This is a genomic window from Marinobacter sp., from assembly GCF_033722195.1.
GTDB lineage: Bacteria > Pseudomonadota > Gammaproteobacteria > Pseudomonadales > Oleiphilaceae > Marinobacter.
The window spans coordinates 23,951-30,281 of the sequence record NZ_JAWVZL010000036.1; the positions used below are offsets into that span (position 1 = coordinate 23,951).

The window sequence follows — 6,331 nt, forward strand, 5'->3', positions numbered from 1 at the left end:
CGGCGTGAGTTCAGTCCTTGTAGACCGGGAAGCGGGCACACAGGGCTTCCACCTGCTGCTGCACCCGGGCGTTGACGTCGTCGTTGTCCAGGTCGTCCAGAATATCGCACATCCAGCCGGCCAGGTCGCGACACTCGGTCTCGCTGAAGCCGCGGGTGGTGACCGCCGGGGTGCCGATACGCAGGCCGGAGGTGACGAACGGCGAGCGCGGGTCATTCGGCACCGCGTTCTTGTTGACGGTGATGTGGGCACGACCCAGGGCCGCATCCGCGTCCTTACCGGTGATGTCCTGCTTGATCAGGCTGACCAGGAACAGGTGATTGGTGGTGCCACCGGAGATGACGTCGTAGCCGCGGTCGATGAAGACCTGGGCCATGGCCTTGGCGTTCTTGACCACCTGCTTCTGGTAGGCCTTGAACTCGTCGCTCATGGCCTCCTTGAAACACACCGCCTTGGCGGCGATCACGTGCATCAGCGGGCCGCCCTGGCCGCCCGGGAAGACCGCGGAGTTGAGCTTTTTCTGCAGGTCCGCATCGTCACAGGCCAGGATCAGACCACCGCGCGGCCCCCGCAGGGTCTTGTGAGTGGTGGTCGCGACCACGTGGGCGTGGGGAATCGGATCCGGGTAGACGCCGGCGGCCACCAGGCCGGCAACGTGGGCCATATCCACGAACAGGTAGGCGCCGACCTTGTCCGCGATGGCGCGGAAGCGGGCGAAGTCCAGCTCCTGGGAATAGGCGGAGAAACCGGCGATGATCATCTTGGGCTTGTGCTCCAGCGCCAGGGCCTCCACTTCGTCGTAGTCGATCAGACCGGTGTCGGTGTTCAGGCCGTACTGGACCGCGTTGTAGATCTTGCCGGAGAAATTCACCGAGGCACCATGGGTCAGGTGGCCACCGTGGGCCAGACTCATGCCCAGCACGGTATCACCGGGCTTGAGCAGGGCCATGAATACCGCCGAGTTGGCCTGGGAGCCGGAATGGGGCTGGACGTTGGCATAGGCGGCGCCGAACAGCTGCTTGGCACGCTCGATGGCCAGCTCCTCGGCAACGTCCACGTGCTCGCAGCCACCGTAGTAGCGCTTGCCGGGATAACCCTCGGCGTACTTGTTGGTCAGCACACTGCCCTGGGCTTCCATCACCCGGGGGCTGGTATAGTTCTCGGAGGCAATCAGCTCGATGTGCGCTTCCTGGCGTGCGGTCTCGGCCTGGATCGCGGTCCAGAGTTCGTCGTCATATCCGGCAATTTTCATATCACGGTTAAACATGGATGCGCTGCCCCTGTGTGCTTGGCCTGCCGAACAGGCCGTCAAAGGATTCGGGTATGGAAAAAAGGGCCGCTATTCTAGCGTATTCCGGGGTCGGAAATCATCTTTTCGACAGCGGCTGACGGCCCCCGGCTCCCGGTGGCCGCCGATTGCCATAGGCCAGCAGTTTCGCTACCTTTACAGGCTTGTTCCGAGTGACCGGTCATTAACCGAAAGGATCCCGCCAGCTATGGCTCAGTACGTATTTTCCATGAACCGGGTGGGCAAGGTTGTGCCGCCCAAGCGTGAAATCCTCAAAGACATCTCGCTCAGCTTCTTTCCCGGCGCCAAAATCGGCGTCCTGGGCCTGAACGGTTCCGGTAAATCCACCCTGCTGAGAATTATGGCCGGCGTCGACCAGGATTACATCGGCGAGGCCCGCCCCCAGCCCGGCCTCAACATCGGCTACCTGCCCCAGGAGCCGGAGCTGGACGACGACAAGAACGTCAAGGAAGTGGTGGACGAAGCCGTGGCAGGCGTCCACAAGGCGCTGGCCGAGCTGGACGAAGTCTACGCCGCCTACGCCGAGCCGGACGCCGATTTCGACGCCCTGGCCAAGAAGCAGGGCGAGCTGGAGAGCTTCATCCAGGCGGTCGATGGCCACGACATCGAACGCAAGCTGGAAGTGGCAGCGGACGCCCTGCGTCTGCCGCCCTGGGACGCCAGCGTCGCCACCCTGTCCGGTGGTGAGCGGCGGCGGGTGGCGCTGTGCCGGCTGCTGCTGTCCGGCCCGGACATGTTGCTGCTGGATGAGCCCACCAACCACCTGGACGCCGAGTCCGTGGCCTGGCTGGAGCGTTTCCTGCACGACTTCCCCGGCACCGTGGTGGCCATCACCCACGACCGTTATTTCCTCGACAACGTCGCCGGCTGGATTCTGGAACTGGACCGCGGCCAGGGCATTCCGTTCGAGGGCAACTACAGCCAGTGGCTGGAAGCCAAGGAAAAACGCCTGGAAATCGAGGCCAAGCAGGAAGCCGCCCGGCAGAAGTCCATCAAGCACGAGCTGGAGTGGGTACGCAGTGGCGTAAAGGGTCGCCAGTCCAAGAGCAAGGCCCGCCTGGCCCGGTTCGAGGAACTCAGCTCACAGGACTTCCAGAAGCGCAACGAGACCAACGAGCTCTACATTCCGCCCGGCCCCCGCCTGGGTGACAAGGTCATCGAGGCGAACGGGGTGAGCAAGTCCTTCGACGGCCGGCTGCTGTACGAAAACCTCAGCTTCCGCATGCCGCCTGGGGCCATCGTCGGCATCATCGGCGGCAACGGCGCCGGCAAGTCCACCCTGTTCCGCATGATCGCAGGCCTCGACCAGCCCGACAGCGGCACCATCGATGTGGGCGAAACCGTGCATCTGGCCTACGTGGATCAGATGCGGGACCTGGACAACGACCGCACCGTCTGGGAAGAACTCAGCGACGGCCAGGACATCATCCAGGTGGGCAGCTACCAGACCCCGTCCCGGGCCTATGTCGGGCGCTTCAACTTCAAGGGCAGCGACCAGCAGAAGCGGGTGGGCGACCTGTCCGGCGGCGAGCGCAATCGCCTGCACCTGGCCAAGCTGCTGAAAGAAGGCGGCAACGTGCTGCTGCTGGACGAGCCCACCAACGACCTGGACGTGGAAACCCTGCGCGCCCTTGAGGAGGCCATCCTCAACTTCCCCGGCGCCGCCATGGTGATCTCCCACGACCGCTGGTTCCTGGACCGGGTCGCCACCCACATCCTGGCGTTCGAAGGTGACAGCCAGACCGTCTTCTTCGAGGGTAATTTCAGCGAGTACGACGAGGACTACAAGAAGCGCAAGGGCGACTCGGCCATGGTGCCCGAGCGCATGAAGTACAAGAAGCTGGCCTGATGGCCAAGACAAGAACCGCCTACGTCTGCACCGAATGCGGTGCCGACTATTCCAAGTGGCAGGGCCAGTGCACCGCCTGCCAGGCCTGGAACACCATCAGTGAAGTGCGCGGCGTCAGTGCTGCCAGCGCAGGCGGTGGCGGCAGCCGGGGCGCGCGGTTCGAGGGCTTTGCCGGCAGCCTGTCGGCGGTCCAGACCCTGGATTCGGTCAGCCTGGCGGAACAGAGCCGGATCAGCTCCGGCATGCAGGAGCTGGACCGGGTCCTGGGCGGTGGGCTGGTGTCCGGCTCGGCAGTGCTCATGGGCGGCCATCCCGGGGCCGGCAAAAGCACCCTGCTGCTGCAGACCGTCTGTCACCTGGCGGGCCAGCATCCGGCGCTCTACGTCACCGGCGAGGAATCCCTGCAGCAGGTGGCCTTGCGGGCCAAGCGCCTGGGGCTGCCCACCGGCGACCTGAAGATGCTGTCGGAGACCAGCGTCGAGCGGGTCATCCAGATTGCCGAGGCGGAGAAGCCACGCATCCTGGTGGTGGACAGTATCCAGGTCATGCATGTGGCAGACATTGAATCGGCCCCCGGCAGCGTCTCCCAGGTGCGCGAAAGCGCCGCCTTCCTCACCCGCTTTGCCAAGCAGACCGGCACCATCCTGTTCCTGGTGGGACACGTCACCAAGGACGGCAGCCTGGCCGGGCCCAAGGTGCTTGAGCACATGATCGACTGCTCGATCCTGCTGGAGGGCTCCAGCGACAGCCGCTATCGCACCCTGCGGGGCATCAAGAACCGCTTTGGTGCGGTCAACGAGCTTGGGGTGTTCGCGATGCTGGAACAGGGTCTGAAGGAAGTGAAGAACCCCAGTGCCATCTTCCTCAACCGGGGCGACGAAGCCGCGCCCGGCAGCGTGGTGATGGTGGTCTGGGAGGGTACCCGGCCCATGCTGGTGGAGATCCAGGCACTGGTGGACGCCGCCCAGGGCAGTTACCCGCGCCGGGTGGCGGTGGGTCTGGACCAGAACCGGCTGGCCATGCTGCTGGCGGTCCTGCATCGCCATGGCGGCCTGCACTGCTCGGACCAGGATGTGTTCGTCAACGTGGTGGGCGGGGTCAAGGTCAACGAGACCAGTGCCGACCTGGCGCTGCTGGCGGCGATCGTGTCATCCTTCCGTGACCGCGCCCTGCCCCAGGACCTGGTGATCTTTGGTGAGGTGGGCCTGTCCGGCGAGATCCGCCCGGTTCCCAGCGGCCAGGAACGCATCTACGAGGCCAGCAAGCACGGCTTTACCCGGGCACTGGTGCCCAAGGCCAACGCCCCCCGCAAGCCCATCGACAACATGAGGGTGATTCCGGTGGCCAAACTCAGCGATGCCCTGAGCGCCCTGGAAGATCTCTAGCCTGCTCGCTAACGCCCGATCATGTGGGCGAGCTCACGCTCCAGCAGGGCCTGGTCGCCCAGGTTGAGTTCCACCAAGCGCTTGAGGTGGGACGCGCTTTCAAGGTCGATGTACTGGCACTTGAAGCCCAGCTGGTCCGCTTCCACGTGCCGCAACTCCACTGCCATCACGATGCCGCATTCCCGACCGTCCAGATGGATGACCACTTCGAACGGCGGACGCAGCCGCGCATTCCAGCTGTCCGGACGCCGCACCAGCAGACCCCGCAGGGAGATATCCAGCACCTCGCTGCGCCAGACATCGTCACCACAGTGGATATCGCAGGGCGCATCGAACAGGATGCGATGGAAACGCCGTTTTTCAGATTGTGAGAGGGACACGTGCCGCCACCCTATGGAGCCTGGAACAGGCGGACCGGAAGGCCCGCATTTCCCAGACTATAGTGCCCGCCGTGGTCCGGCGCCAGTGACGGTTACTGCTTATGGTAGGCGGGACTGAGCTCCACCACCGCCTCGATGAAGGCGCCGGCGTGGGCAGGGTCGACGTCGGGGGTAATGCCGTGGCCCAGGTTGAAGATATGACCGGTACCTTCACCAAACCGGGCGAGGATATCCGCCACCTCGGCGCGGATGCGCTCCGGCGGCGCGTAGAGCATGGCCGGGTCCATGTTGCCCTGCAGGGTGACCCGGTCGCCGACCCGGGCGCGGGCCTTGCCGATATCCGTGGTCCAGTCCAGCCCCAGCCCGTCGGCACCGGTCTCCGCCATGGCTTCCAGCCACTGGCCGCCGTTCTTGGTGAACAGGATGACTGGCACATGGCGGCCGTCGTGCTCACGGATCAGGCCCTTTACGATCTTGCGCATGTAGGCCAGGGAGAAAGCCTCATAGGCCCAGCTGCTCAGGGTGCCGCCCCAGGTGTCAAAGATCTGTACCGCCTGGGCGCCGGCCCGGATCTGGCTGTTCAGGTAATCCGTCACCGAATCCGCCAGGTGGTCCAGCAGCCGGTGCATGACCTCCGGCTGGGTGTACATCAGCTTCTTGGCTTCGCGGAAATCCTTGGAGGAGCCGCCCTCCACCATGTAAGTGGCCAGGGTCCACGGACTGCCGGAGAAACCGATCAGCGGCACCCGGCCGTTGAGTTCCCGGCGGATGGTGGACACCGCATTCATCACGTAGTCCAGATCCACATCCGCCTTGATCCCGGGCAGCGCGTCCACATCGGCTGCCGAGCGCACCGTGCGCTTGAACTTGGGCCCCTCGCCGGTTTCAAAGTAGAGGCCCAGGCCCAGCGCATCCGGAATGGTAAGGATGTCCGAGAACAGGATAGCTGCGTCCAGTGGGTAGCGCTCCAGCGGCTGGAGAGTGACCTCACAGGCCAGTGGCGTGTTCTTGCACAGGCTCAGGAAATCACCGGCCTTGGCGCGGGTAGCCCGGTACTCCGGCAGATAGCGCCCGGCCTGGCGCATCATCCAGACCGGGGTACGGTCAACGGGCTGGCGCATCAGCGCCCGCAGGAAGCGGTCGTTCTTCAGTTCGGTCATGCAGATCCTGTTGGTCGGGGAAACGACGGTCAGACGTCGAGGTAGTCGAGAATGCCTTCAGCCGCCTGGCGCCCTTCCCAGATCGCGGTCACCACCAGATCCGACCCCCGGACCATGTCGCCGCCGGCGAAGATCTTCGGGTTGGAGGTCTGGAACGGGAATTCGTGCGCCTCCGGCGCGGTCACCCGACCGGAGTCGTCGGTACTGACGTCGTGCTCACCAAACCAGTCAGCGGGGCTGGGCCTGAA

5 protein-coding genes and 1 pseudogene are annotated in these 6,331 nt (G+C 64.7%); 2 read left to right on the forward strand and 4 right to left on the reverse strand.

Annotated elements, in window-relative coordinates; genetic code table 11:
• Positions 1-10: 10 nt before the first annotated feature.
• On the reverse strand, positions 11-1,267 hold the full coding sequence (glyA, locus tag R3280_RS08770; protein ID WP_318998221.1) for a serine hydroxymethyltransferase: 1,257 nt from the start codon (positions 1,265-1,267) through the stop codon (positions 11-13).
• A gap of 229 nt (positions 1,268-1,496) precedes the next feature.
• On the opposite strand from glyA, the gene ettA reads away from it, so the two are divergent.
• Both ettA and radA read left to right on the forward strand, forming a co-directional pair.
• Positions 1,497-3,158 (forward strand): energy-dependent translational throttle protein EttA, encoded by a 1,662-nt coding sequence (ettA, locus tag R3280_RS08775; protein WP_318998222.1) that lies wholly within the window; start codon positions 1,497-1,499, stop codon positions 3,156-3,158.
• Positions 3,158-4,543, forward strand: a complete 1,386-nt coding sequence (gene radA / locus R3280_RS08780; RefSeq protein ID WP_318998223.1) for a DNA repair protein RadA — start codon at positions 3,158-3,160, stop codon at positions 4,541-4,543. Before ettA ends, radA begins: the two co-directional genes overlap by 1 nt.
• A gap of 8 nt (positions 4,544-4,551) precedes the next feature.
• On the opposite strand, the gene R3280_RS08785 is transcribed toward radA, so the two are convergent.
• The 3 genes and pseudogenes from R3280_RS08785 to R3280_RS08795 form a co-directional block, all read right to left on the reverse strand.
• On the reverse strand, positions 4,552-4,923 hold the full coding sequence (locus R3280_RS08785) for a PilZ domain-containing protein (RefSeq protein WP_318998224.1): 372 nt from the start codon (positions 4,921-4,923) through the stop codon (positions 4,552-4,554).
• 92 nt (positions 4,924-5,015) lie between these two features.
• The gene (gene hemE / locus R3280_RS08790; protein ID WP_318998225.1) at positions 5,016-6,083 is read right to left on the reverse strand and encodes a uroporphyrinogen decarboxylase; all 1,068 of its coding nucleotides are present in this window, start codon (positions 6,081-6,083) and stop codon (positions 5,016-5,018) included.
• Positions 6,084-6,112: 29 nt separating this feature from the next.
• Positions 6,113-6,331 (reverse strand): annotated as a pseudogene (locus tag R3280_RS08795) (glutamate synthase small subunit); the annotation flags it as partial.

Excerpts from the sequence above, each read along its gene's own strand:
- glyA (WP_318998221.1), bottom strand. The coding sequence starts at position 1,267 with ATGTTTAACCGTGATATGAAAATTGCCGGATATGACGACGAACTCTGG.
- ettA (WP_318998222.1), top strand. The coding sequence starts at position 1,497 with ATGGCTCAGTACGTATTTTCCATGAACCGGGTGGGCAAGGTTGTGCCG.
- radA (WP_318998223.1), top strand. The coding sequence starts at position 3,158 with ATGGCCAAGACAAGAACCGCCTACGTCTGCACCGAATGCGGTGCCGAC.
- hemE (WP_318998225.1), bottom strand. The coding sequence starts at position 6,083 with ATGACCGAACTGAAGAACGACCGCTTCCTGCGGGCGCTGATGCGCCAG.